Source organism: Paenibacillus xylanilyticus (assembly GCF_009664365.1).
In the GTDB taxonomy this organism is placed as follows: domain Bacteria; phylum Bacillota; class Bacilli; order Paenibacillales; family Paenibacillaceae; genus Paenibacillus; species Paenibacillus xylanilyticus_A.
Map to the genome: position 1 here is coordinate 2,240,064 of NZ_CP044310.1, position 25,117 is coordinate 2,265,180.

15 protein-coding genes are annotated in these 25,117 nt (G+C 48.4%); 10 read left to right on the top strand and 5 right to left on the bottom strand.

All coding sequences use genetic code 11. The features are described 5' to 3' along the window. The first annotated feature begins 147 nt into the window (after positions 1-147). The 5 genes from F4V51_RS10235 (at position 148) to F4V51_RS10255 (ending at position 12,847) form a co-directional block, all read left to right on the top strand. Positions 148-2,532 (top strand): glycoside hydrolase family 95 protein, encoded by a 2,385-nt coding sequence (locus tag F4V51_RS10235; RefSeq protein ID WP_153977875.1) that lies wholly within the window; start codon positions 148-150, stop codon positions 2,530-2,532. Between the two features lie 149 nt (positions 2,533-2,681). Further along, positions 2,682-4,736: an alpha-galactosidase gene (locus F4V51_RS10240; protein ID WP_153977876.1), complete on the top strand. Its 2,055-nt coding sequence runs from the start codon at positions 2,682-2,684 to the stop codon at positions 4,734-4,736. Positions 4,737-4,847: 111 nt separating this feature from the next. Beyond that, a complete protein-coding gene (locus F4V51_RS10245; protein ID WP_153977877.1) occupies positions 4,848-7,175 on the top strand; it encodes a glycoside hydrolase family 95 protein in 2,328 nt (775 codons plus the stop codon). Between the two features lie 98 nt (positions 7,176-7,273). Then, the gene (locus F4V51_RS10250; RefSeq protein ID WP_153977878.1) at positions 7,274-8,815 is read left to right on the top strand and encodes a response regulator; all 1,542 of its coding nucleotides are present in this window, start codon (positions 7,274-7,276) and stop codon (positions 8,813-8,815) included. Between the two features lie 261 nt (positions 8,816-9,076). Further along, entirely contained in the window at positions 9,077-12,847 is a 3,771-nt protein-coding gene (locus F4V51_RS10255) for an S-layer homology domain-containing protein (protein WP_153977879.1), read from the top strand. An 81-nt stretch (positions 12,848-12,928) separates the two neighbouring features. Here the strand turns inward: F4V51_RS10255 and F4V51_RS10260 are convergent, their stop codons facing one another. Next, the gene (locus F4V51_RS10260; protein WP_153977880.1) at positions 12,929-14,686 is read right to left on the bottom strand and encodes a cache domain-containing sensor histidine kinase; all 1,758 of its coding nucleotides are present in this window, start codon (positions 14,684-14,686) and stop codon (positions 12,929-12,931) included. Between the two features lie 223 nt (positions 14,687-14,909). Here F4V51_RS10260 and F4V51_RS10265 point away from each other — a divergent pair, with 223 nt between their 5' ends. The 4 genes from F4V51_RS10265 to F4V51_RS10280 all read left to right on the top strand — a co-directional run bounded on the left by F4V51_RS10265 (position 14,910) and on the right by F4V51_RS10280 (position 19,562). Beyond that, positions 14,910-15,866, top strand: a complete 957-nt coding sequence (locus F4V51_RS10265) for an ABC transporter permease (protein ID WP_153977881.1) — start codon at positions 14,910-14,912, stop codon at positions 15,864-15,866. A 21-nt stretch (positions 15,867-15,887) separates the two neighbouring features. Further along, positions 15,888-16,781, top strand: coding sequence for a carbohydrate ABC transporter permease (locus tag F4V51_RS10270; RefSeq protein ID WP_153977882.1), 894 nt, complete (start codon positions 15,888-15,890; stop codon positions 16,779-16,781). Between the two features lie 141 nt (positions 16,782-16,922). Next, complete coding sequence (locus tag F4V51_RS10275) at positions 16,923-18,533, top strand: extracellular solute-binding protein (RefSeq protein WP_153977883.1); 1,611 nt, start codon at positions 16,923-16,925, stop codon at positions 18,531-18,533. A gap of 141 nt (positions 18,534-18,674) precedes the next feature. Beyond that, positions 18,675-19,562: a divergent polysaccharide deacetylase family protein gene (locus tag F4V51_RS10280; RefSeq protein ID WP_153977884.1), complete on the top strand. Its 888-nt coding sequence runs from the start codon at positions 18,675-18,677 to the stop codon at positions 19,560-19,562. Here F4V51_RS10280 and F4V51_RS10285 read toward each other — a convergent pair. Beyond that, positions 19,537-20,298 carry an N-acetylmuramoyl-L-alanine amidase gene (locus F4V51_RS10285; RefSeq protein WP_153977885.1) on the bottom strand — a complete coding sequence of 254 codons (762 nt, stop codon included), beginning with the start codon at positions 20,296-20,298 and terminating at the stop codon, positions 19,537-19,539. The two genes, F4V51_RS10280 and F4V51_RS10285, sit on opposite strands and share 26 nt — an antisense overlap. Before the next feature lie 222 nt (positions 20,299-20,520). Here F4V51_RS10285 and F4V51_RS10290 point away from each other — a divergent pair, with 222 nt between their 5' ends. Then, positions 20,521-20,745: a YqzE family protein gene (locus tag F4V51_RS10290; protein ID WP_095358801.1), complete on the top strand. Its 225-nt coding sequence runs from the start codon at positions 20,521-20,523 to the stop codon at positions 20,743-20,745. A gap of 101 nt (positions 20,746-20,846) precedes the next feature. Here F4V51_RS10290 and F4V51_RS10295 read toward each other — a convergent pair whose 3' ends face one another. From F4V51_RS10295 to F4V51_RS10305, 3 genes are all read right to left on the bottom strand, one after another. After that, positions 20,847-21,905, bottom strand: a complete 1,059-nt coding sequence (locus F4V51_RS10295) for a hypothetical protein (protein WP_153977886.1) — start codon at positions 21,903-21,905, stop codon at positions 20,847-20,849. 180 nt (positions 21,906-22,085) lie between these two features. Beyond that, positions 22,086-23,336 carry a YqhG family protein gene (locus tag F4V51_RS10300; RefSeq protein WP_153977887.1) on the bottom strand — a complete coding sequence of 417 codons (1,251 nt, stop codon included), beginning with the start codon at positions 23,334-23,336 and terminating at the stop codon, positions 22,086-22,088. A gap of 2 nt (positions 23,337-23,338) precedes the next feature. Continuing rightward, positions 23,339-25,099, bottom strand: a complete 1,761-nt coding sequence (locus F4V51_RS10305; protein ID WP_153977888.1) for a DEAD/DEAH box helicase — start codon at positions 25,097-25,099, stop codon at positions 23,339-23,341. Between the last annotated feature and the right edge of the window lie 18 nt (positions 25,100-25,117).

Consider the following 25,117-nt stretch of genomic DNA (forward strand, 5'->3'; position numbering starts at 1 on the left):
AATTCAAACATCAGGTGCCTGAGTTGGACCAGGCACCTGATGTTTGCTGTATCCACAGTCTAAGGATGATGAGAATTGTGCACATAAGTTGATATTTAAGGCAATACAGTCAGTAGCAATGCCAAAATATGATAAGGGAGAGAACCCATGAAACTTCAATATGACAAACCCGCCAGTGTATGGACTGAGGGACTTCCCATTGGTAATGGTCGTCTCGGTGGCATGATTTTTGGAGGAGTAGAGCAGGAGAAAATCAGTCTGAACGAGGACACTTTATGGTCGGGCTATCCTACAGACGGTAATAATCCGGGCGCGAAGGAGGTTTTGCCGAAGGTTCGCAAGCTGATACAGGAGAAACGCTACCAGGAGGCAGATACGCTGACGAGAGAGATGCAGGGACCCTATACGCAATCCTACTTGCCCTTCGGAGATCTGCTTCTTCGTTTTGAGCATGGGGGCATTCATCATTCCTACAAACGGACGCTGGATATAGAACAGGCACTGCACAGCGTTGAATATCAGGTTGGGAACGTTATCTATAAGCGTGAGATGTTTGCTTCGAATCCCCATCAGGTGATGGTGCTGCGTCTGACCGCAAGTGTACAGGGGAAGCTCCATGTGCATGCCGCCCTGGACAGCCCGCTTCGGCATACACTTCAAGCAAAGGAAGACCGTTTCGTATTATCAGGAACCGCTCCGGAACATGTGGATCCCAGCTATGTCACAAGCGATGAACCCATTAGATACGGTGAACCGGGAGCCGGGAAGGGCATGGTTTTCGAAGGACAGCTGGCCGTGACAGCAGAGGATGGACAGGTGATTGTGGATAGTCAAGGAATACATCTGTTGGGGGCAACGGCTGCCACCTTCTATTTCAGTGCAGCTACAAGTTTTAATGGCTATGCCAACATGCCTGAAGGGGAGGGAAGAGGTGTCACAGCGATGAATGATTCACGACTAAACATGGTTACAGCCCAACCATATACAAGTCTGCGGGACGCCCATATCTCGGATTATCGCTCCCTGTTTGACAGAGTGAAACTGCAGCTCGGTACGCCGCTCGCCCCGGAAGGCATGTCTACAAGCCAGCGGATTACGACCTATGCTGCCGAAGATCCGGGACTTGTGGAGCTGCTCTTTCATTATGGACGCTACTTGCTGATCTCAAGTTCTCGCCCTGGTACACAGGCCGCCAATCTTCAGGGAATATGGAATGCACTTACCCGTCCGCCATGGAGCAGCAATTATACCTTGAATATTAACACGGAGATGAACTATTGGCCGGCTGAGGTCTGTAATTTGGCGGAGTGCCATATGCCTCTGCTGGATCTGATCAGTAATCTGGCAGAGAAAGGTGCTGAGACTGCAAAGGTTAACTATGGTACCCGTGGCTGGACGGCTCATCATAACTCGGATCTATGGGCGCATACAGCCCCGGTTGGAAATTACGGAGATGGAGATCCAAGCTGGGCGTATTGGCCAATGGGTGGCGTATGGCTGACTCAGCACTTATGGGAGCATTACGCCTTTAACAGAGACGAAGCGTATTTGAGAACAACTGCCTATCCGATCATGAAGCAGGCGGCACTCTTTGCACTTGATTGGCTTATTGACGATGGAAGCGGAGATTGGACTACAGCCCCATCCACTTCTCCAGAGCATAAATTTCGTACAGCAGAAGGTGTAGCAGCAGTCAGCTCGGGTTCAACAATGGATATTTCCCTGATCTGGGAGTTGTTCACGAATTGCATGGAAGCCGCGGACCGACTTGGAACAGACATGGAATTCAGGGAGGAGCTGAAGAGTGCACGAGAACGCCTGCAGCCGCTGCAAGTCGGTAAGTATGGTCAACTTCAGGAATGGTCGGAGGATTTTGAAGATGAGGATACATACCACCGGCATACTTCGCACCTTGTAGGCATATATCCTGGACGACAGTTGTCTGAGGAGGAAACACCGGAATGGTTTGCCGCGGCAAGAACTTCACTGGAGCGTCGCGGAGACGAAAGTACAGGCTGGAGCCTGGGCTGGCGTGTCGCACTCTGGAGTCGCTTCCGGGATGGTAACCGTTCCTTGCGACTGCTCTCCAACATGCTCCGTCTGGTTCAGGACGGGGACACGGAGCAATACAACCATGGCGGAGTGTACGCCAATCTGCTTGGCGCGCATCCGCCATTTCAGATAGACGGTAATTTCGCCGCATCCGCCGGCATTGCCGAGATGCTGGTGCAGTCTCACCTTTCGTATCTTGAATTGCTTCCGGCCCTGCCGGATTCGTGGCAGAAAGGCTACGTATCCGGGCTGCGTGCCCGAGGAGGTTTTGAAGTTAGCATCTGGTGGGATAGGGGACAGCTCGCCGAAGCGCAGATCACCTCCATGCTGGGTACGGATTGTGTACTCCGTAGTGATGTCCCGCTCATCGTAACTTCGAATGGCACTCGGCTCGACGCCATCCGCATCAATGCATCGACACTGAAATTTCCGACATCAGCTGGCCAAACGTACAGTATTTCAGTGGAGGGTGACCAGTAAACATTTTGCCAAGAAAAGTGTGTTAAATCGCGATATGGATCGGAAGATCGGTGCATGGATTACGGTCTGTCCTGTCTTTATAATGAGGGCAGACTTGGGGGAGGGGATGACCACTCCCGCCAACCAACCATGCAACGTCGAGGAGGCATATGATGCTAACGAACGATACAGCTGTTGAAGTGCAGCAGAATGACACACGGATCCAAGTGAGTAACGAACATGTGAATCTGGAGATTCATCTTGAAAATGGTGAGGCTTCTTGCAATGATAACCGCTCTTGTCTTGTTAACCATTTCCGCAGTTCTTTTCGCTGGCAAGGTCGGGAATACAGCACGGAACACTACGAGAGACATGAGCTGAAAAGCCAGGAAGCCATTGTCCGGGAAGGATTCGGCAAAGGAGTGCATTTGGTGATCCTGCACCAGTCGTCCAAGCTTCCCCAACTAGAACAGCATTTCTATGTATACGAGTCTGTACCATTTGTATTGGTACAGAGCACAATTCAAAGTGATAAAGAGATCAAGGTCAATCGCTTCGCGGTCGTTCAATCCAAGCAGGTATCACTTAACGCAGGAAATCAACAGGAAGAGCTCAGCATTCTGCGGATTCCTTATGATAACGACAAATGGGTTCGATACACGGTTGTCAAACCTCCAGTGGATGTCGAAAGCTACGAAGCTGTAGTCGTTTTCGATCCGGATAGCCGCCGGGGAGTGATTCTGGGTTCACTCACGCATAAGGTATGGAAAACGGGAATCCGGTTTAAAAGCGAGAAGAGCGGCCACATCGAAGAGCTGGATCTCTATGGCGGAGCTGTCAGTGAGCTGACCCGCGATTCCCAGCCGCATGGATATGTGAGAGGAAAAATCATTGAATCACCACTCGCATTCATCGGATTTTACGAAGATTATAGAGATGGACTCGAAGCTTACGGCCGTGCCAACACTTGGGTGGAGGCTCCACTGCCATGGAAGGGCGGCGTTCCGGTCGGCTGGAACAGCTGGTCTGCAGCGATGAGTACACTCGATTATGACTTGTATACGTCGACAAGTGATTTTTTGAAGAAGGAAGTGCAGTCTCTGGGTTTCCAGAACGAAGAGACCTTATATATTAACTTTGATGCCTTCTGGGACAACTTTACACCTGAACAGATGAAAGATGCGCTGGACCGGGTACGGCAAAATGGACACAGGGCGGGTACCTATTGGACACCATTTACATTCTGGGGGAGCCCGGAACAGTTCAGCCAAGTTGTGGAAGGGACCGATGGTCAGTATACCTACGGGGATATTCTGCTGAGAGACATGGAAGGCGAGATTTTGCCCGATGTAGATGGCGGTTTGGCTATAGACCCGACACATCCCGGCAATCTGCTGAGAATGGACTGGTTTGCGAACAAATTCATCTCGGAAGGATTCGAGTATATTAAGCTGGACTTCCTTGCACATGGCGCCCTTGAAGGACAGCATTACGACCCCGAGATCACAACAGGGATTGCAGCTTATCGCCATGGCATGTTTTATTTACAGCAGAAGCTCTCACCTGAGGCCATTGGCCGCCCGTTCTTTATCAACCTGTCCATTGCGCCGATCTTTCCGTACGCCTTCGCCCACAGTCGCCGCATTTCCTGCGATGTCTTCGGTACGCTTCAGGATACGGAATACCTGTTAAACTCATTGACTCATGGCTGGTGGATGAACAATACGCTGTATCGCTACAATGATCCGGACCATTCCGTGCTGTATAAGAGCTTCAACCAGGAAGCAACTGGCTGGCATGAAGGAAGAAGCCGTTTTACCGCCTCGGTGATTGCAGGTACCGTATTACTGCTCGGAGATGATTTCCGTCAGGCAGAGGCAGCGGAGCGTGCAAAAGACTGGCTTGCCAACAAGGAAATCATGAACATCGCCCGGCTCGGCCGAACGTTCCGGCCGCTTGAAGGAGATTGCGGGAAGCAGGCATCGGACGTATTTGTACTGGAATCGCCTGACGACAAGAGTTTTTATTTGGCCGTTTTCAATTTTGATGCTGCGAATGCCGCACATAGAACGGTTTCCCTGGAGAGAGCCGGACTGGATGCAAGTACGGTGTACAGTTATCAGGATTTATGGGAAGGGGGACAAGGGGAAGCCATTGGCCACATGAGCATAACACTGGAACCAGCAGAGTCTAAAATATTCAGATTAACGGTGAAAAGAAGCTGACAATCTGCATCAACCTATAAGAGGCGCGCTTATGTTGGACACAGACAGCGCGCTTTATTTTGTTTTCGGCGATTATAGATTAGATAACCCATTTGAACAGGAGGGCGTGAAATGGACGATTTTACATTATGGTACTCGACCCCAGCAGTGAATTGGCATCAAGGATTGCCGCTCGGGAACGGAAGAATGGGAGCTGTGGTCATGGCTGCTCCGCATCGTGAAGTGTGGAGCATGACTGAGGTGACCTACTGGTCCGGTCAAGCAGATCCAGAACCGGCTTTTGCAGGAGGGAAGAGGGCGCTGGAGGAGATCCGCCGTCAGTTCTATTCCGGCAATTATGATGAGGGAGATCGTCTTGCGAAGCAATATTTGCAGCCCGACAAGCAGAATTTTGGCACCAATCTGGGGTTGTGCAAGGTTGTCATACAGTTTGCCGAGCAGGGCCCTGACAGAACGCTAGAGAAAAGCTTCCGGCGTGAGCTGGACTTAAACCTTGCGCTGGCCAAGGCTGATTGGAGGAACAAGGATACAACCGTGTATCGTGAGGTTTTTGCATCGCATGCTGACGACCTGATTGTTTCCAGGGTATGGAGTGATCGCTCTGGGGGCGTATCCTTTTCGCTTCGTCTGGAGGAAAACACGGGATCGTTCCGCACCACAATAATGGATGACTGTACATTGAAGTTTGAGGGCAAGGCTACCGAGAATGTTCACAGCAACGGCAGCTGTGGTGTATCGGCCGAAGGGTACGTGAAGGTCGTTGTCGCTGGCGGTACGGTTACCGGGAGAGACGGAAGATTGACCGTCCATGGAGCGGATGAGGCCTACATTTACTTTGCTGTCAGTACTGATTATCGCAAAACGGGACCGGAGTGGAAACAGGAGTGTCGTATAACACTCGATAAGGCACTAGGCAAAGGATATTCCCTTCTTCGAGTGGATCACATCGAAGATTACGCAGAGCAGTATAACAAGGTCGACATTCAGCTTGGGACTGCAAGCAAAAGTAATCTGACGACCGATCAGCGCATCCGGCTGCTGGCTGGAGGTGGGGATGATGATCCCCAGCTGTTTGCGCTATTTCTGCAATATGGCCGTTATCTGACTATTGCCGGTTCGCGTGCCAATTCTCCGCTTCCACTTCATCTTCAGGGAATATGGAATGACGGAGAAGCATGCCGTATGGGCTGGAGCTGTGATTATCACCTGGATATCAATACCCAGATGAATTATTATCCGGCAGAGATTACGAACCTGGGAGACAGCCATCTTCCGCTCATGAGGTATGTTGAAGACCTGGCAGCAGCCGGCAAGTCCACGGCACGCAACTTATATGGCAGTGAAGGCTGGGTTGCGCATGTCTTTTCTAACGTCTGGGGATTCACACTTCCCGGCTGGGATACATCGTGGGGGCTGAATGTTACCGGAGGACTGTGGCTCGCGACTCACTTAATAGAGCATTATGAATATAGCCAGGGTCGTGCTTTTCTGGAAAGTACAGCGTATCCTGTGCTCAAAGAGGCCGCAGTATTCTATCTGGACTATATGGACATTCATCCCCAATATGGTTGGCTGGTGACGGGCCCATCCAATTCTCCGGAGAATCATTTCTATCCGGGTACAGCTGGCGATACTGTGCATCAGCTCTCGATGGGAACGACATTAGATCAGATTCTGGTGCGTGAGCTGTTCGAATTTTGCCTGAAGTCGATTGAACTCCTGGATCGGGACCAGGAGTTAGGTGAACAACTGAGAGAAGCTGTTGATATGCTGCCACCGCTGCAGATTGGGAAGAAAGGACAGCTGCAGGAATGGCTGGAGGACTATGAGGAAGCACAGCCGGAGCATCGGCATCTGTCACATCTATTCGCCCTGTATCCAGGGCATCAGATCACGCCTGAGCGGACACCTGAGCTTAGTGCGGCAGCAAGAGTGACGATGCAAAACCGGATGCTGCAAGAGGAGCTGGAGGATGTGGAATTTACGGCTGCCCTGTTTGGACTTGGTTTTGCGAGGCTGCATGATGGAGAAATGGCCTACAAACATGTCTCGCATCTGATTAGTGGACTGTGCTTCGATAATCTGTTTACGTATTCCAAGTCAGGCATTGCCGGTGCGGAAACCAATATTTTCGTTATTGACGGAAATTTCGGAGGAACAGCGGTCATTGCGGAAATGCTGCTGCAAAGTTACGCAGGCGAAATTCATCTCTTGCCAGCACTGCCGCAGGCTTGGAATAAAGGGAAGATAACCGGGCTAAGAGCCAAAGGCAATGCCGAAGTAGATGCAGTCTGGGAGAATGGGGAGCTGACATCTGCCACCATCCGTACGTTTATGTCTGGAACGTACACTGTATGCAGAGGAGAACGGAGAACGACTTTTCATGCCGAAGCGGGAGGAAGCTACACATTGAATCATGAGCTGGACTTGATTGATTAATGATCATGCCAATAAGCAATTGTATCATAACCGATCTGGTCGAATGGAGGAGAAAACATATAATAGAGACAGAGACAGCTTAAAGGGAGGGGACTTCAATGTACAGTATTTTTCTCGTAGACGACGAAGAGCTCGGGCTTGGGATGATGAGAGATTATATTCGCTGGGAAGAGATGGGGATCTACATTATTGGGACAGCGAGCAACGGCAGAGAGGCTTTGGAGAAAATCGAGGCCCTACAGCCTGATATTGTACTTACCGATGTGCAGATGCCCATTATGAACGGGATTGACCTGGCTCGAAAAATACATGAGTTGTATGATTCCATTCAAGTGATGTTCCTGACGGGACATGATGAATTCCATTATGTGAAATCGGCTCTTCATGTCGGAGCGGTCGGATATTTGCTTAAACCCCTTGATTTGAATGAGATTGAAAGCGTTATTTCGAAAGTAAAACAGCGCTGTGAAGAGGTTGCAATCAAGAAACGTTCCACAGAGGCTGCTAAAGCCACGATTCTAAAGGAGCTGTCCTATGAAAAAGATATGACTCGTGCTGCGGAGCTTGCGTCCGACTATAGTAGATTGACCCGTCTGCCCGTTACATCACGGTATGCCTTGGCCTTGTTCAGCATCGATCCCATTGAAGCGGAAGAAGAGCAGCAGAGTCTGGAGGAATGTACTACCCGGCTGGTATCTTATCTGAATTACTATTTCCAGGCGAAGAATCTGAAGGCTACCTTTGTTGATTACAAGGAAGGCGAGACAGGGCTGTTTATGGAAGCAGACCAACAGCCAGGTTATTATGCATGGGAGGACTTGGCAGTGGCGATGCGAAGTGCACTCGATTTTACAGTGACTGCAGCCGTTGGGGCCGAAGCTGCTGAATTGTCCAATCTCCACGGTTTATATGAGCAAATGCGTGTAATCCTGAACGAGCGTTTCTACGAAGGAACCGGAACGATGATCCATGCAGAAGCTGTATCGAATCAATTGTACAGCGAACATATGCCGCCTTTTGAGAAGAAAGAATGGTTTGAAGCGATACATCAACTGGATTTTGAGTGGGCAGCACAGAAGCTGCATCAATATATTGAAGCCCTGGCTGCTATGCGAATCAAGAAAAAGATGATATGTGACTGGTCCATCGATCTCGTCGATGAGCTGCTTGAGCAGGTGCAGGAGCCCTTTTCGAAGGGGGTTCAACGAGCAGAGCTATATCACTCCATTTATAATGCATCGACATTGCATGAGATCGAGGGGCTGATTCTGGATGCAGCAGGTCATGCCGTGAATCTGCTGGGAGAGCGATTTATGGATAAAAATGAAAAGCTGATTCATAAGGTACGCACCCTCATTGATCAAAATTACAATCATCCGGTTACGATTAACAGCCTCTCTGAACAGGTTTATCTGTCACCTAACTATTTGCGGTCCATTTTCAAGGAAAAGACAGGAATGACCATCCATGATTATTTGACGCGTATCCGGCTGGGCAAAGCAAGGGAAATGCTGGCGGATGGCTCGCTCAAGATTCATGATATTGCTCAGAGAGTAGGCTACGAGAGCACGTCCTACTTCATTTCCCTTTTTCTTAAGAATGAAGGAGTAACACCGAATGAGTACAGGAAAACGATCTGAACGTTTATAAATCGCCCGATTGTTTTGTAAAAGAGAGAAATTCAAATATGAATCGTAACATTGCGATATGGATCAATCCTGTCGCTCTTTTTACAATTAGGCATGTAACCAATATGCAGCCCTTATCCCTTATTACACCGAAAGAACAAAGGAGGTGGAGAAACTAAATTATAAATTGAAAGCGATTACACTGCGTCATTCACTGCTTCATCATCCATGTAAATCTAACGTTAGCCTAATCATTGAAGTTGGAGGGATGTTATGTTAGTGCGAGTATTGCAAAAATCCTTTATATTCCTTTTGATCTTCTGTCTGGTGACAGGTATCGGTACAACGGCAGCCATGGTAAGTGCCAGTGATCCTAACAGCTATGAAGCCGAAGCGGAGGGAAATACGCTGAGCGGAAATGCGAGTGTATCGGATAGTCCATCTGCATCGGGGGGCAAGAAGGTCGGAGGTATGTACCAAGGCAGTTCGCTGCTATTCAATAACGTGATCGTAAACGAGTCGGGAAATTATAAAGTTGTCGTTTATTACATTTCAGGTGATCCCCGGCCGTTCAACATAAGCGCCAACGGCGGAGCAAAACAATTTGAAGAACCACCGAAGACAGCAGATTGGGATACCGTAGGCACATATGATGTAACGCTGCCCTTGAACGCAGGCAGTAACTCAATTCTGATCGATGACAACAATTGGTATTCACCTGATATCGACAAAATTGTCATTGCCGGACTAGATGATAATGAGACAGAGCCCGGGATTCCCGGTGAAGAAGAAGACCTGGGCACACCAGGGGATACACATCAATATGGAACGATCTCAGTGACGGATTATACGTACGGATTTCTCGTGGCAAACGATCATTATGAAGTAACTTATAATACCCAGTCAGGATTGGTTGGTTACAGCTGGGCTGACGGGCAGAAGCTGCGGGGCGTATATAGCAGCATGAAACTCGGTGAAGAGTCTTTCGTGCAGAGCAAAGATTATGAAGAACATACCACTGCTGGCGCACCACGGGAATTGGAAGACGGATTCGGCAAAGGAATCGAGCTTTCATTTGTCCACACATCTGCTGGCAAACCGACGTTGAAGCAGGTGTATCGTTTCTATGAAGATAAGGCTTATTTTCTGACCGGTTTGAATGCTATTGGGGAAACGGAGATCCATACGAATTACATGTCCCCGATTACGGTGACCCGTGCAGGTGGGGTGGACATTGGTGATAGCTCGGACAATCGTGTACTCACCGTGCCTTTTGACAATGATGCATGGATCAGGTATAAATCTCAAACCATGAACCGGACAGATACAAGTTATGAAATGACGGCCATCTTCAATAACGCAACACGTAACGGATTGGTGATTGGTTCGGTAACCCATGATACTTGGAAAACAGGGATTGATTGGCAAGGCTCTGCCAACCGAATTCATGAGCTTTCCGTATATGGCGGAGCTGCCACTGATGTGACAAGAGACACCCAGCCGCATGGCAGTCTGACGGGAACGGAGCTGTCCTCACCGTTGATTATGGTGGGAGGGTTCAGCGATTACCGGACAGGTCTCGAACAATACGGTAAGGCCAATGCAGTCATCACGCCACCACTGGAATTAAATCCTGAACTTCCGCAGGGCGTTCCCTTTGGCTGGAATAGCTGGGGTGCGTATGGCAGCACACTGTCTTATCAGAACGTTGTGGATGTCTCCAACTATTTCAAGAACAACTTAGAGAACTTTAACAACGATGGCAATGTATTTATCAACATGGATTCCTACTGGGATAACCTGAGCGATGAAGAACTTGCACAGGCTGTATCCGTTATAAAGGGCAACGGTCAGCATGCGGGGATCTATTGGGCACCATTCGTGTATTGGGGAAACAATATGAGTCAGACGGTGGAAGGCACCAACAACCAATATACCTATGGCGATATCGTCCTTAAGGACTCTACTGGCAAACCTCTGCCTACCCTGGACGGGGCGTATCCCCTGGATGTGACACATCCCGGAGCCAAGATGCGGATGGATTATTTTCTGGATAAGTTCAAAAATCTCGGTTTTACCTACATCAAACTGGATTTTCTTACTCACGGTTCTCTTGAAGGGGAGCATTATGACGAGGAAGTAACCACCGGCATCCAGGCTTACAATCAAGGTATGCGTTATGTGGAAGAACGATTGGACGGAAAAATGTTCATCAGTGCATCCATTGCACCGATCTTTCCAAGCCAATATGCGCACAGCAGACGCATCTCATGTGATTCGTACGGCAGCATTAACGAGACAGAATACATGTTGAATTCGCTGACCTACGGCTTCTGGCAAAATGGAACCATATATTCCTATACCGACCCTGACCATCTGGTACTAGCCAAAGCATCAAGTCTGACCGAAGCCCGCAGCCGAGTGAACTCGGGTGTCATCGCGGGAACGGTCATGATGGCTTCCGATGATGTGCATGACCCCAAGGCTCAGGAGTACATGACTGCACTGTATAACAATACGGATGTTTTAAATGTTGCGAAGAAAGGGAAAGTATTCAGGCCTCTTGAAGGCAACACCAATGCGAATGCTGCGGATACGTTTGTGTTGAAGGATGGAGATGATTATTACCTTGCCTTATTTAACTACAGCGCGACCAGTTCCGCTGAGCGGACGATCGACTTGCAGCGTGCCGGATTGAATGCTGCCCAAACGTATTCGCTAAAAGATCTCTGGACAGGCGAAGTTTCGTCCGTATCGGGTTCATGGTCGGTTACACTGGAAGCAGCTGAATCCAGACTGGTGAAATTGACGGAAATGAAGGATACTCCGGGCAATCCGGGCAATCCGAGCAACCCGGGGAATCCAGGAAACTCAGGAAGCACTGGCAATACTCCAGGCAGCAGCATCAATGAGAACAATGGGAGTCAAGAAAGTGTGACGACAACCCTGTCCATCACAGCAGATATGCTGAAAATGAACAAAGAGTCAGGTCAAGCCGTCGTGGAAATCAAGGCTGAAACGCAGGAAGTGCAGTTATCCTCAGCTGTTGTCAAGCAGCTTGGAAACAACGCACTGGTGTTGAAATCGAGCAAGCTAAGCCTTCACATTCCTGCAGAAGTGCTTCAGCAGCTTATGAATAAGCTGCCAGAACAGCAGCAGGAAGGCAGCATCGTCACGCTCAAGATGGTTCCACTTGGCAGTGAAGGTAACAAGAGCATTGCCGCAGCACAGGATATGACACAAGCGAGAGTTTCATTGAAAAGTGAAATTTACGCATTCAGTATATCCATTCAGAGCAAATCGGGGTTCAACGAAACACTCTCCAAGCTTGATAAGCCTGTCGTGTTGAGTCTGCATGCGGTGGAAGGTTTTGAACCGTCTAAGGGTGGCATGTATGCGATAGGAGAACAAGGTAAGCTTGAATTTGTCCGAGGAGAATATGCAGCGAATGTGCTGACAGGGGAAATCAGTGAATTCGGCACATATGCTGTATTGGAGCTGGAGCGCTCCTTCACAGATGTCCCTGCTTACCACTGGGCGAGCCCTGTTATTCATGAGTTGGCAGCCAAGCTGATTGTCCAAGGTACACATGGAAGCCTGTTTGAACCAGGCCGTGAGGTCACAAGGGCCGAGTTCGCTTCAATGCTTGTACATTCCCTGGGACTAACCACAGCCGGGGAAATGGAGTTTCGCGATGTAGCGGCAGATCGCTGGTACGCTGCGCCGATTTCCATCGCGTACAAGGCCGGGATTGTAAGCGGCAAAAGCCGGGATGCCTTCGAACCAGATCTGCCGATTACTCGCGAGGAAATGGCAGTCATGGTCATGAAGGGCTATTCCTTGGGGAAGGATAATGAGCCTGTTGATACCAACGGTATCATATTCGGAGATATGAATCTGGTTTCACGATGGGCAGCTGATTCAGTAATTGAAGCAGCCAATCGGGGCCTGATTCAAGGAAACAGACATGCCAAGTTTGAGCCCAAAGGGATTGCATCGCGGGCAGAAGCGGCACAGGTCATCTACAATTTAATTCAGAAGTAAAACGTCAAGGGCTGCGGAGCGATCCGCAGCCCTACTTCTGTATTTTTGTATCAAACGATGTCATTCATGATTGCATGATTGTTATAAAAGGGCATTTTGCGGAAGGGTGATCTGAACAGTCGTGCCCGCACCTAATCTGCTGTATACATGGACACCGTAATTCTCTCCGAACTTCAGCTTAATCCGCCGGTCCACGTTGGAAATACCATATCCCCGTCCTGGTTTGTCTTCAAGAAGAGATAGAAGGGTTTCACGCGACATGCCCATCCCGTCATCCATGACGGAGAGGATGATCGAGTCATTTTCGAAGACCCCTTTGATATGAATGTTGAGCGGCCTTTCCTGATTCCAAACGGCATGAATAATCGCATTTTCAACAAATGGCTGGAGAGCAAGCTTAACCGTGGAGTAGGGTAAAATCGCCTGATCAATGGTATATATGAAGTTTAACTGCCCCTTGAATCGGATCAGCTGAATGGCATTATAGCTTTGCGTTAATTTTAACTCCTCGTTAATGGTCAGAACACTTTTTCCTTTGTTCAAGGAGATCCGATAAAACTTGGCGAGATGTAATACCATATCCTGAATTTGCGGATCCTGATGTTTAATCGCGAGAGAAGAGATCGAGCCCAGTGTGTTATACAGAAAATGAGGATTAATCTGGGCCTGCAAAAGATCGAGTTCTGCTTCCTTGCTCTGCAGTTCTTTTTGATATACCTCGGTGATGAGACTTCTCAACCGGATGGTCATCTGCTGGAATGCGAAGTGAAGCTGTCCAATCTCATCACTGCCCAATTGTTCCTCATGTGTTGGAGTGAAGTCTCCGCGCTCAATCCGGCGAATCATACGGATTAAGGTCCGGATTCGTTTGCTGAACAGTGAGGCCGTAATATAAATGAGCAGCAGGGCTACACCAATAAAGGCAAGGGACACTTTGATAATCAGCTGCGACAGTGATTTGGCATCTTTGATAATACTTTCATATGGGAAAATGGAGACGGTCTTCCAGCCATTTTTGAGCGTGTTATAGACGGCGAGTGCCTTGAAGCCATGATAGGTTGTGTCGAATCTGCCGGAAAGAGAGTCATCAAAATGTGTATCAAGCAGTTCCGGCAGCCGGGTATTGATTAATTTTTTGTCCGCGGAAGATAAAATTACGCCTTGGTCATTCATGATAAAAATATCTTTGCCTCCCGCTTCCTTCTCCATTAACGAATAGATAACCGACTCGGAAATTTGGAATACCAGCATCCCGTACGGATATTGATTGCTATTATTATTCAGCAGCCTCGCAAGAGTAAACATGGCAGGTCCATCCGCCGTTTGCGGGGAGGAGAGGTGAATGATATTCCCATACGACTGCTGCAGCTTTTGGACTAGCTCAGTCTCCTGAACCTCGGGTGTAATAGGCTTGATATAGTAATTATCTTTGGGCAGAGACGGATTGTTCGAATAAATGAATGTGCTATCAAAATCAGGGTAGGCAGCCATAATGGTATCGATGCGATTGCCAATGTAATTATAAACATCCAGATAGGAAGGATCATCCTGATACTCTGTCGTCAGGTAATTGGCAAGTCGATTATCGAGATAAATGGAGGCCGAAATATGTTCATAGCTATCGAGTTTATTTTCCAGGTTTTTGGCAATCTGGGCGGTTGAATTCATCATGTTGATGTACAGCTGTTCCGTTAGCTTGGATTTGGTAAGTTCAAACGAGAAATAAACCAGCAGCATCATCGGGATAATGGTGACCAGTACAAAAACAAGAAAGAGTTTGGATCTGAAGCTTAAATCAACAAAAGGCATGTAAATGTATTTTCTGTAAAATGGACGCATACTGCAGCCCTCTCTCAATTGAAAGTGTTTACATAGAGTTCATCATAGCAGACCAAATATCGAATTCCAATAACGGTTTTCACCGAAAACATCTTTAAAAAGCGGCATTTATCGGAGAATTGAAGTATGGAAAGCAAGCGCTATCAAAATTAAGATAAAAAGGTAATCAGCTGAATCTGAATCAGGCCAATCATGATGGTATAAAGAAAGGGGAGGGCATCTGATGCATAAGGTAAGCGCTATCAAAACAGTCAGGAGCAATAATCTGATCAGCAGACTAAAAGAACAAAAATGGTTATTCGTGCTTATGCTGCCTGCCTTCATTGCAACCTTGCTGTTTTCCTATGGTCCCATGTTCGGACTGTATATGGCATTTACGAATTATCAGCCGGGTGGGGAGTCTTTTTTTAGGCAGTTTTTTCATGCGGAGTTTGTAGGCTTTCGGTGGTTTGAATATTTCTTCACCACAGGTGATTTCTATCGGGTTATGCGCAATACACTCGCAACGAGCCTGCTCACACTGTTGTTCGGGTTTCCTGCGCCAATCATCCTTGCGCTTGTCCTGAATGAAGCCAGGCAGGGATTTTTCAAGCGTTTTGTACAGACGGTATCCTATTTGCCCCACTTCATCTCGTGGGTTATTGCGGCCAATATTGTCATTACGCTCCTGGCTTCAGACGGGATGCTCAATAATATTCTGGTGCTGCTGGGTATTGTGGATGATCCGATCGCGTTCCTGCAAAATGGACCCTTGTTTTGGTGGATTATCGCCTTGTCCAACATGTGGAAAGAGATGGGGTTCAGCGCCATTATGTATCTTGCAGCCATTTCCTCCATTAACCCTGAACTTTATGAAGCTGCCAGGGTAGATGGGGCAAGCAGATTTAAGCAAATGTGGCATATTACTCTGCCGGCTTTGCGTCCAACCATTGTCATACTGGCTATTCTTGCAGTCGGCGGAATTCTGAATGCAGGCTTTGAACAGCAGTATCTCCTGCAAAACAATACGGTACTTGAGTATTCGGAAGTCATCGATATTTATGCCTACAAATATGGCTTGCAGAACAGCATGTTTTCATACGGAGCTGCTGTTGGAATGTTCAAATCTGTCGTTGCTTTCATACTCGTTGTTATTGTGAACCGGATCTCAAGAAAGGTGAATGATCAGGCGTTGTTCTAAACAAGAAGGAAAGGAGTGCTCATGATGTTATTAAACCGATTCGGTGATCGAATATTTAAGTTTTTTGTATATCTCATTCTGGTCCTGGTTTTACTGGTTACATTTCTGCCTTTCTGGAATATACTTGTCCTTTCCTTGAATAGCGCGGAGGATACGGTTCGGGGCGGTGTCTACTTGTGGCCACGCGTGCCAACCTTGGACAGCTACAGCCAGATTTTGAAAGACAGTGAGATTTTGAATGGGCTGTGGGTCACGGTTAAACGAACGCTGATTGGTGCGCCGCTCTCAGTACTGGTCATCACGATGCTGGCATATCCGCTGAGTCGGCGGAATTTGGTGGGGCGTAAGGGCTGGAATTTGTACTTCATCTTCACGATGTATTTCAGCGGCGGATTGATTCCCTATTACATGGTTCTCAAAGCGCTGAACATGATTGATACGTTCTCTGTCTTCATTTTACCCAGTCTGATGAATGTGTTTTACATGATTATTGTTCGAACGTTCATGGAGCAGCTTCCTCATGAGATTGAGGAATCAGCCAAGGTGGACGGAGCTAATGATCTTACGATTTTTTTTCGAATTGTCATGCCGCTGACCACACCTGTGCTCGCAACAGTCGGATTATTTCAGGCTATTGGACACTGGAACTCATGGTTTGACTCTTATGCATTCACGTACAGCTCAGACTTAAAGACCTTGCAAGCCGTACTTGTCAAAATCCTGAGTCAGTTTCAGACCGGTGGAATGGTCTCGCAAACGCAGATGCTGGCCAATTCAGCCAAGCGGAATGCTGTTTCGAGTGACACCATACGAATGGCTGCGACCATGGTTGCAACGTTGCCGATCATTCTGGTCTATCCGTTTTTGCAGAAGTATTTTGTCAAAGGCATGACGCTCGGTGCAGTAAAGAGTTAGTTAATTGTTGCTGGTCTGGCTGCCAGAGGAAGGCTTCTCGGCAGGCACTCCTTCACTCCTGAAAGGGGGTGGTACAGATTCGTCGGTTTACTCCATAATACACGCAAGTCACTTCATTCATTGGGAGGAATTAGGGTGTCAATGAAAAAGACAAAAAAATGGATGGTTATGGGTATTACTGCTGCATTAGTCGTGGGTTTGCTTGCGGGATGTTCTTCGAGCGAGGGGACAGGTAGCGCAGGTACAGATGAAAAAGGAGCTGAACAAGGCCCGATCACGCTGACCTGGTTTGATGGCAATACCAAAGGTGAGCCATTCACAGATGCGGTTGCCCAGCAAATCACCGAAAAAACCGGAATAGAGATCTCCATACAGCAGCCGACGGGAAACCCGACGGAGAAGCTGAGCTTGATGCTGGCGAGTGGAGATTACCCCGATGTTGTGGTCATGAGTCGGGGAGATGCCTCACTGGACAAATATATTTCTAGCGGAGCCTTCATTCCGCTTGATGAGTTAATCGAGAAATATGGAGCAGATTTAAAGGAAATGTACGGGGACACGTTGACCAAGACACGTTATACGGACGGCAAAAACTATTATCTGGCAAACTGGTACGGACTCGACAGTGATCCCGTCTTCGGTATGCTGATGAGGCAAAGCCTGCTGGAAGAGCTTGCTCCTGAGAAAGCGGATGGATCCGAGCCGCTCACGACAGACGAGTTTGAAGCACTGCTTAAACAGTTTAAACAGAAATACAGCACGATTGATGGTAAAGAGTCGGTTCCCATGACGATGAACGGAGAGAATATGGGGGCGAATCTGGGTACCTTCAAGGGCATGTGGGGGTTAAAAACCTATTACGATAATAATGGTAGATTGCAGTATGATGTCAAAGATCCGAAGTATCGTGAAATGCTGTTATATATGAACCGTCTATATAGAGAAGGACTGATCGAGAAGGAATTCGCCATTAGCAAAACACAAACATGGATTCAGAAGCTCACAACAGGTGCGGTATTCTCCACACCAGGCGCATACTGGGATCCAGGCAACGGCAATGCCGCGTTGAAGAAGGATGGTGGAGAGAAAAATCAATTATTCGCATATAAAGTCGTAGCACCTGGTGTAGACCCGGCCCAAACGACCTTTGGACCGAGAAGTTCGCTCGGCTGGGATGCCATTGCCATAACCAAAAATAATAAACACCCGGAAGAAACGATGAAGCTGTTCAACTATTTGGCGAGTGATGAGGGACAGCACTTGCTCCTATGGGGTAAGGAAGGCGAGCAATACACCATGGTGGATGGCAAACGTCAACCTGATCCCGCATTCCTGCAGAGCTTCAAGGATAACTGGGATGAAACAGTGAAAACAAGCGGGGTTCGTAAATGGCTGTGGTTTATCAAAAATGGGTTGGATCCGAACGGCCAGCCGTACGATATGGCCGTCAAATATCAGCGCAGCGAAGTGGATGAACTGGCCATCAAGAGCCTGGGCGATTCGGTATGGGATACCGCTGAATATGATAACCTCAATCCGGATGGGGGAACACCGGAAGCTCTGACAGCACAAAAGGTCAAGGATATTATGGACCAAAGCATTACTAGAGCGATTATTGCACCGACTGAAGCAGAGGCCAATGTCATATTTGACAAAATGCTAGAGGATATGAAAAAGGCAGGGGATGAGAAAGTGGAGGATATTATCAACCAGAAGTACGCCCAGCGCATGGAGGTATGGGGAACCAAGTAAGCTGGACGGAATGGATTATATTGTGGATGGCTCTCCTTAAGGAGGGCTTTTTCTTATGCAGGGAACAGGCTTTTTTTGTCTAACATATTCCTTCTTCATTGTTCAAATAATGAGGGGAACGAACAAAGGAGGGAACGATGGATGAAAAAGGCTGAACGAAAAGTACGGTCCAGTACATGGACGATTCGAACTGCATGGTTGATGGTAGGTATGCTGTTTATTACTTATGGAGTGAACTCGATTACCTGTCGTGCTGAATCACTGACTACAAAACCTGCTGAGGCAGCGGTAATGACTCCATCCCAATCACAGCCGAAACGAATGGCGATCATTATTGATGATGCGGGCAATGATATGAAAGGCACGGCAGAAATTTTGGACATGCCAGTCAAGCTGACGCTTGCCGTCATGCCGTTTTTGTCCACCACCAAAAAAGACGCTATCGCTGCACATGAAAAAGGGATGGATGTAATCGTACACATGCCAATGGAACCCAAATCTGGAAGACCTGAATGGCTCGGTCCTGGTGCGATCACATCCAATCTAACGGACGCTGAGGTCCGCGAACGAGTGGAGAAAGCGATTGATGATGTTCCCTACGCCATCGGTATGAACAATCATATGGGCTCTAAAGTTACTTCAGACAAACGAATCATGTCTATTGTGCTTGATGTTTGCCGGGAACGAGGTCTGTTTTTTGTAGACAGTCGTACCAATTTTCGTTCGGTTGTGGGTGAACTCGCCGTTTCCAAAAACATGCCTCCGGTTGGTAACGATATTTTTCTGGACGACCAGAATTCGAAGCCGCATATTCGCCATCAGATGGAATTGGCAGCCAAGCGAGCTGTCGAAAAGAATATGTGCGTTGTCATTGGGCATGTGGGTCAGACGGGACTAAATACATCCAGTGTCGTTCGTGAATCCGTTACCCGGCTGAAGGGTGAGATTGAGTTTGTTGGCATCGGTGATCTGGTCCGTGAAGTATGGCATTGGCATGCTGCTCCTACACTACCGACAAATAATAAATAATGCCGTCGACAATCGACTGGGCAATGCGTTTCTGCTCTGCCGGATCATTCAACATAGCCCGGTCTTCTGCATTGCTCAAAAACCCGGTTTCAACGATAACGGCCGGATGTTTGATCTGATTCAGCAGGTAGAAAGGCTTGCCCCACACAACCTCGCGCCGAGTGCCAAACAGAAGATTAAGCTCGGTCTGGATGGAGTCTGCCAGAAGGAAACTTCGGCCTTCATTTTGGTAAAGGACAACCGGTCCCCTTGTAGAGGATTTGGGACTCCAGTTCCCATGGATGCTGACCACGATATCCGTGCTTACTTCTTCACTGAGACTCTTGCGCTGTGCCAGATCCCTGCGATGCCGGGATCTGCTGTTCAGCCAGCGGTTTTCGTCACTAAGGGCATAGTCTCCCAGCCGGTTGATGATGACAGCATAACCTTTGCTGCGAAGCAGGAGGTACACCTTTTGGCTGATCGCCAGATTGATGTCTTTTTCAAGGACTCCTTCATCTGACGTACCTCCATCAATACCGCCGTGTCCCACATCCAGCAGGATGACTGGAGCCGCAAAGGCATGGTGCGTGGAACGATAACTGTCACCATCCGTTACAGGCAGCAGGGAAGGACTCGCTGATTTTTGATTGGGGTAGAATGACTCAAAAACCGCAGAGGCTGCTTGCGCAGGTGACATTAATACAGTATTGAACCCGATCAGCCATGCCACTAACGCAGCTAACAGCTTAACCATGGAGTATGCACGCTCCTTTTCGTTATAGGCATCTCATGCAATATCGTATAAGGATGGATACCTTTGGCATTAGACTGTGCATTATTGGTTATTTCATACTCTCGGCAGCAAAAAAAATGTTTATGCATGGACTGTTCTGCACACAATAGATATATCGTAAGCTTGCGAATTACAATTGAGCAGTTTGCACAATGGCTCAGGTAAAGAAGGAGGCAGAGATGGATGGCCAAAAGTGATGAGCTGGTGAAGTATATTACACAGCGGGTTGTTCATTTTATGGATACACCGAAGGAAGAGCGGAAAGGTCGATCCAAGGTAAAAGAGCCTTGGGCGATGAAATGGTTTGGCATGCTCCCCTTTGCCGTATCACTGTGGGTAGGGAAAAAGGAAAAAGCACTGGATCCACGCGGGGAAATGCAGAAACGAAGCTCTTCTGGAAAGGGATAAACGCCTTGTAGCGACAACAATAAAAAGACGCGTTCCTGATTATGAAATCAGAGGAAGGCGTCTTATTTGTGTTTATTTGAGACTATACAAAACTCACGGCCTCACGGCTTAAAAGTATAAAAATAACCGTCGTTCAACAGCGTGTCGATCGGAACGAAACGTCTTATGGAGGAATGCCCCCCAATCGCTACATATTCCATTTTCTCCGAACCGTCATGCCCTCTCCAGACCTGGTATCCGGTAACCGGAAGAGGGCCTCCATATAATACATTGCGCTCATCTGCCGAGAAGACGATGGCCTGATGGCTTTTCCACTGCTGTATTAACGGCTGCAAGTTTGTTACAGGGACGGCTTCCGAAGTAATCCACAAAAGATTATCGGCAGGATCAAAATCCGGTTGCACGTTGATCGGATCCGCTGAAAAGGGTGCAACTTCGGGTAGTTCATCTGTCCCGGATTGGAGTTGTACAGTCACGGACAGCGTTGGAGAAGGAGATCGAGTATATTTAACCGGCGATTCACGCTCCAAGGCCTTTACAGCACCATTCGGTAATGTGTCACCGTTGGTTGCATCGATGTAGATGGTGCCAGCACCTGATTGCTCTACTTTCCAGTAGGCAAGAAGAGGGGAGGCATAACGCAACTGGATGTCTTCTGCATGTGACAACTCATTCAGACTCAGATTATGTCGTTGAAGAGACTGCTTCAGCAGAGAGAGGTCATACGGATTGTGTTCTCCCTGTCCGTACTCGCTTAGCTGCAGTTTCCCTATACGGTTAGCTGTGATGATCATATATCCAACAGGTGTTCCATCGATATGAGCGTTTACAAGCCAGCTGTGCGTTCCGGGACCAAGAGGCGTAAAGTCTAGCTGCGCCCGGTTCCAGCCTTGGTCCATCTGTTGGAAGGAGCCCAAGGCCTTGACTTGTTGCAGAGCAAACTGCTGAACCGCAGCAGGAGCAAACGTGTCAGATGCAAGGGAAGCATGGCTTTTTGCAGTCGTTAATTGGTAGGAAAGTTCTGTAGTGGCAGCTTGCAGATCGAAGACATCTTCTGCCTGCAATGTTGTGGACAACGTTGTTAAACCCAAAAGACACATGACACCCACGCCTGCTGCCCGGCGGATGACAAGCCATGGCCTCTGAAAGATTCGGTTCATAATTAACACCTTCTTTTTCTGGAGTACATTATGACGAACAGGGACGATTATTCGCTGCACGATCACTTCTAGGTTCATTCTAGTGGACAAGCCATGCAAAGGTTGCTGCAACCTGTCGGGTGGCTGCTCATGAATAAACACTACTTTTGCCGTCATTTGCTGGAAAAGTAGTGTCTGCGTCTATCTTAAATGAAACATGCCGCTGCTTATGGCCGTGACCTTCACTTTCGGCTCATACTGCCAGATCATTTCTGTCCGGCGGGTTTCGTATTGCAGTTTCATCGCTTCACGGTCCAGAACCGCCTGGCGTGCCTTCTCCTGCTCGGTATCCGTTTCCTCATCCAAAGGGACAGCCTGTTCAGCAGCAAGTTCGGCATCCGAGTGTGTCTCCAATCCAGCCATGCCTGCGGATATTCGATTCACAGGAGGGACATGGGAGTGATCCCCTGCAATAGTCTGAATTCTCATGGAATTCGTCCCGAGCTCTTGCCCGGTGGAAGCAGAATCACGACCAGCTCCTGAGGAATTGTCGTCTAATTCAACCTCAGGCGTATCCTCCCTAAGAACGGCTTCGTAATACGCATCAACCACAGCAAGTTCCAGGTCCAGTCGTGCCTTGGCCTGTTCTGCCCAACCATAGTCCAGTTCCAGAAGACGCCTTGTAAGGTGTGTCTCGAGTGCAGTTCCAGCATCCGATAGCGATACCTTGGCTGTCTGGACATGCATGTTTTCGGCCAGTCTTGGGCTGAGGTCTCGCCGGTTCAGCTTGGAACCAAATTTTTCGATAATTTCACCTGTACGAAGGGAGATGCCAAGAAAATGGAGCTCCTCCCGTTTCAAATCACAGGCAAATTCCACTTTGAAACATACACCAAGCCACGGTTCATATACTGCTGGTGCGGCTGCACGCAGCTGACGTTTGGGTGCCTGCTCAAACAGATTCACAAATGCGCCGCCTTCACGGGCTGCCTCGAAAATCTGCTGCAGTCTGCGACTGCCATAGACGACGTCTTCACGCAGGATGCGCCCAGGCCCGAGCTGCGGCAGAGCTGGAGTAATGCCGAAATAGCGGCCAAGAATGGTTTCTTTAGGTGCATCTGCTTCAGAACCAGAACCCGGGTTGCCTGGGCCGACAGGTCCATTCTGACTTGCAGAGAGCGAGGGAGATGCCTGAGCGGCTCTGGCTTCTGCAGCATCGATAGCTTGCTGATACGCTGCCGGATCAAATACGAACGTAAAGGACATCGTCTCAGCCGGAGCTCCAGTGCGCTCAACAAATCCCCAATAGTACGGACGGTTGGTTAATGCCTTGTCCGCTTCCGGCGATAATTTAACGGTTATATGTGCAGGAGAACGCTCCATGATCTGGCATTCCAGGGCTTCGAGATAGGTTGTCACATAGGCCTGAACTTCTTGGGGTGACATGGTCATGGTCAGTGTCCTCCTTTGCCCAGATCCAGTAGGGAGACGGTCGGCACTTCATCGGCGACTTCACGCTGAATGGAATTCAGCGATTGTCCAAGCGAATCCATTTTGCGGCGAATATCATCTTCGTTTTGGGATTCGAGCATGATCTTATAGAGACTCTTTTCGATGGATTCCTTTTTTTCGAGCCGTTCCAGAATAACATCCAGTCCGCCGATGACCATCTCGAACATGTTGATCTTTTCATGCAGCAGATTCAGGATATGTTCTTCAATTGTGCCTGTCGTCGACAGATTGTAGATGTTGACGTCATTTTGCTGTCCCAGCCGATGTACCCGGCCAATTCGCTGCTCTACGCGCATGGGGTTCCAGGGCAGGTCGAAATTAATCATGTGATGGCAAAATTGAAGGTTAATGCCTTCACCACCGGCTTCGGTTGCTATCATGGCCTGGACACGGCCTCGGAACAGGTCCATCATCCAGTCCTTTTTCCCCCGGTTCATGCCGCCACGATACGGAACAGCCGTGAGTCCGTTGTTGCGAAAATAATTCAGCAGATACTCCTGCGTGGCCCGGTATTCGGTGAAAATGATGACTTTCTCATTCATGTTTCGAATCAGTTCCATCGTTTTCTCGGCCTTCGTATTTTCCTTAATGGCCTTGATATCGGCAACCAGATCCCAAATTTTGTCCCGGAGCGGGGAGTCAAGCGGGAGCTTCTTGGACAGATTGACCAGCGTAACAAATACTGCATCCCGGCTGCTGCACACTTCCCGCTGTAGCGTAACAAGTGAGAGCATGCTGCTCAGGTTTCCACCAGCCTCCTGATATTGATCTTTAACAAAAGAAGTTACCCCATCGTAAAGTGCCTGTTCTTCCGGAGATAGCTGCAAATTCACATTGGAAACATTCCGCTTGGTGAACTGGACTGGTCCTTCGCCACGGCGGTTCCGGATCATGACTTTGGACAATTCGTCCTTGAGCTGTTCCTGGTTTTTGGGGATTCGCTTATCCACGACAAAGTTGGCAGCAAAGTCACCTTGACGACCGAGCTGGCCCGGTTTCAACAAGTTTATTAGATTGAACAGCTCGCTCATGTCATTTTGTACTGGTGTAGCGGTCAGCAGCAGACAATATTTTTTTCGCAGTTTCAGCATGAATTGATAGTTGGTCGTTTTTTTATTTTTGAGTTTGTGGGCTTCGTCAATAATGATCATGTCATAGTCCGTACTCAGCAAGATGTCCTTATGCGGATCTCGCTTAGCCGTATCCATGGAAGCCACAACCACTTCATTTTGCCAGGAATAGGCCTTTTTCTGCGCAACGGCGGGAATGCCAAACTTTGAATTTAGCTCTCTTACCCATTGGAGTACAAGGGATGCAGGCACGAGTATGAGAACCTTGGATACGAGACCGCGGACCATATATTCTTTCAAAATCAGACCGGCTTCTATGGTTTTTCCCAGACCAACCTCATCAGCAAGAATGGCACGGCCTGACATTTCAAATAATACTTTGCGTGCAGTGTCCATCTGGTGCGGAAGCGGGGTCAGTCCCTGCAAATGCTTCAGACACTGTATTTCATCAAAATTGGGAATCAGATTGGTCTCTTCCGCTTGAATGCCGAGCTGAAAGAGTCTGTAATCTCCCCAAGGACCGCCTTTATCGAGCCGTGACTCCAGTTGGGTCAGCCAGCTGCGATCGATTTCGAGCGGAACGGGCAGTTCTGCTGCAGGTTGATTCATGTGAAGCGGATGTTTCCGGTTCATGGTGATGCCTCCCCTGCC

Coding starts and splice junctions, on each gene's coding strand:
- F4V51_RS10235 (WP_153977875.1), top strand. CDS start 148: ATGAAACTTCAATATGACAAACCCGCCAGTGTATGGACTGAGGGACTT.
- F4V51_RS10240 (WP_153977876.1), top strand. CDS start 2,682: ATGATGCTAACGAACGATACAGCTGTTGAAGTGCAGCAGAATGACACA.
- F4V51_RS10245 (WP_153977877.1), top strand. CDS start 4,848: ATGGACGATTTTACATTATGGTACTCGACCCCAGCAGTGAATTGGCAT.
- F4V51_RS10250 (WP_153977878.1), top strand. CDS start 7,274: ATGTACAGTATTTTTCTCGTAGACGACGAAGAGCTCGGGCTTGGGATG.
- F4V51_RS10255 (WP_153977879.1), top strand. CDS start 9,077: ATGTTAGTGCGAGTATTGCAAAAATCCTTTATATTCCTTTTGATCTTC.
- F4V51_RS10260 (WP_153977880.1), bottom strand. CDS start 14,686: ATGCGTCCATTTTACAGAAAATACATTTACATGCCTTTTGTTGATTTA.
- F4V51_RS10265 (WP_153977881.1), top strand. CDS start 14,910: ATGCATAAGGTAAGCGCTATCAAAACAGTCAGGAGCAATAATCTGATC.
- F4V51_RS10270 (WP_153977882.1), top strand. CDS start 15,888: ATGATGTTATTAAACCGATTCGGTGATCGAATATTTAAGTTTTTTGTA.
- F4V51_RS10275 (WP_153977883.1), top strand. CDS start 16,923: ATGAAAAAGACAAAAAAATGGATGGTTATGGGTATTACTGCTGCATTA.
- F4V51_RS10280 (WP_153977884.1), top strand. CDS start 18,675: ATGAAAAAGGCTGAACGAAAAGTACGGTCCAGTACATGGACGATTCGA.
- F4V51_RS10285 (WP_153977885.1), bottom strand. CDS start 20,298: ATGGTTAAGCTGTTAGCTGCGTTAGTGGCATGGCTGATCGGGTTCAAT.
- F4V51_RS10290 (WP_095358801.1), top strand. CDS start 20,521: ATGGCCAAAAGTGATGAGCTGGTGAAGTATATTACACAGCGGGTTGTT.
- F4V51_RS10295 (WP_153977886.1), bottom strand. CDS start 21,905: ATGAACCGAATCTTTCAGAGGCCATGGCTTGTCATCCGCCGGGCAGCA.
- F4V51_RS10300 (WP_153977887.1), bottom strand. CDS start 23,336: ATGACCATGTCACCCCAAGAAGTTCAGGCCTATGTGACAACCTATCTC.
- F4V51_RS10305 (WP_153977888.1), bottom strand. CDS start 25,099: ATGAACCGGAAACATCCGCTTCACATGAATCAACCTGCAGCAGAACTG.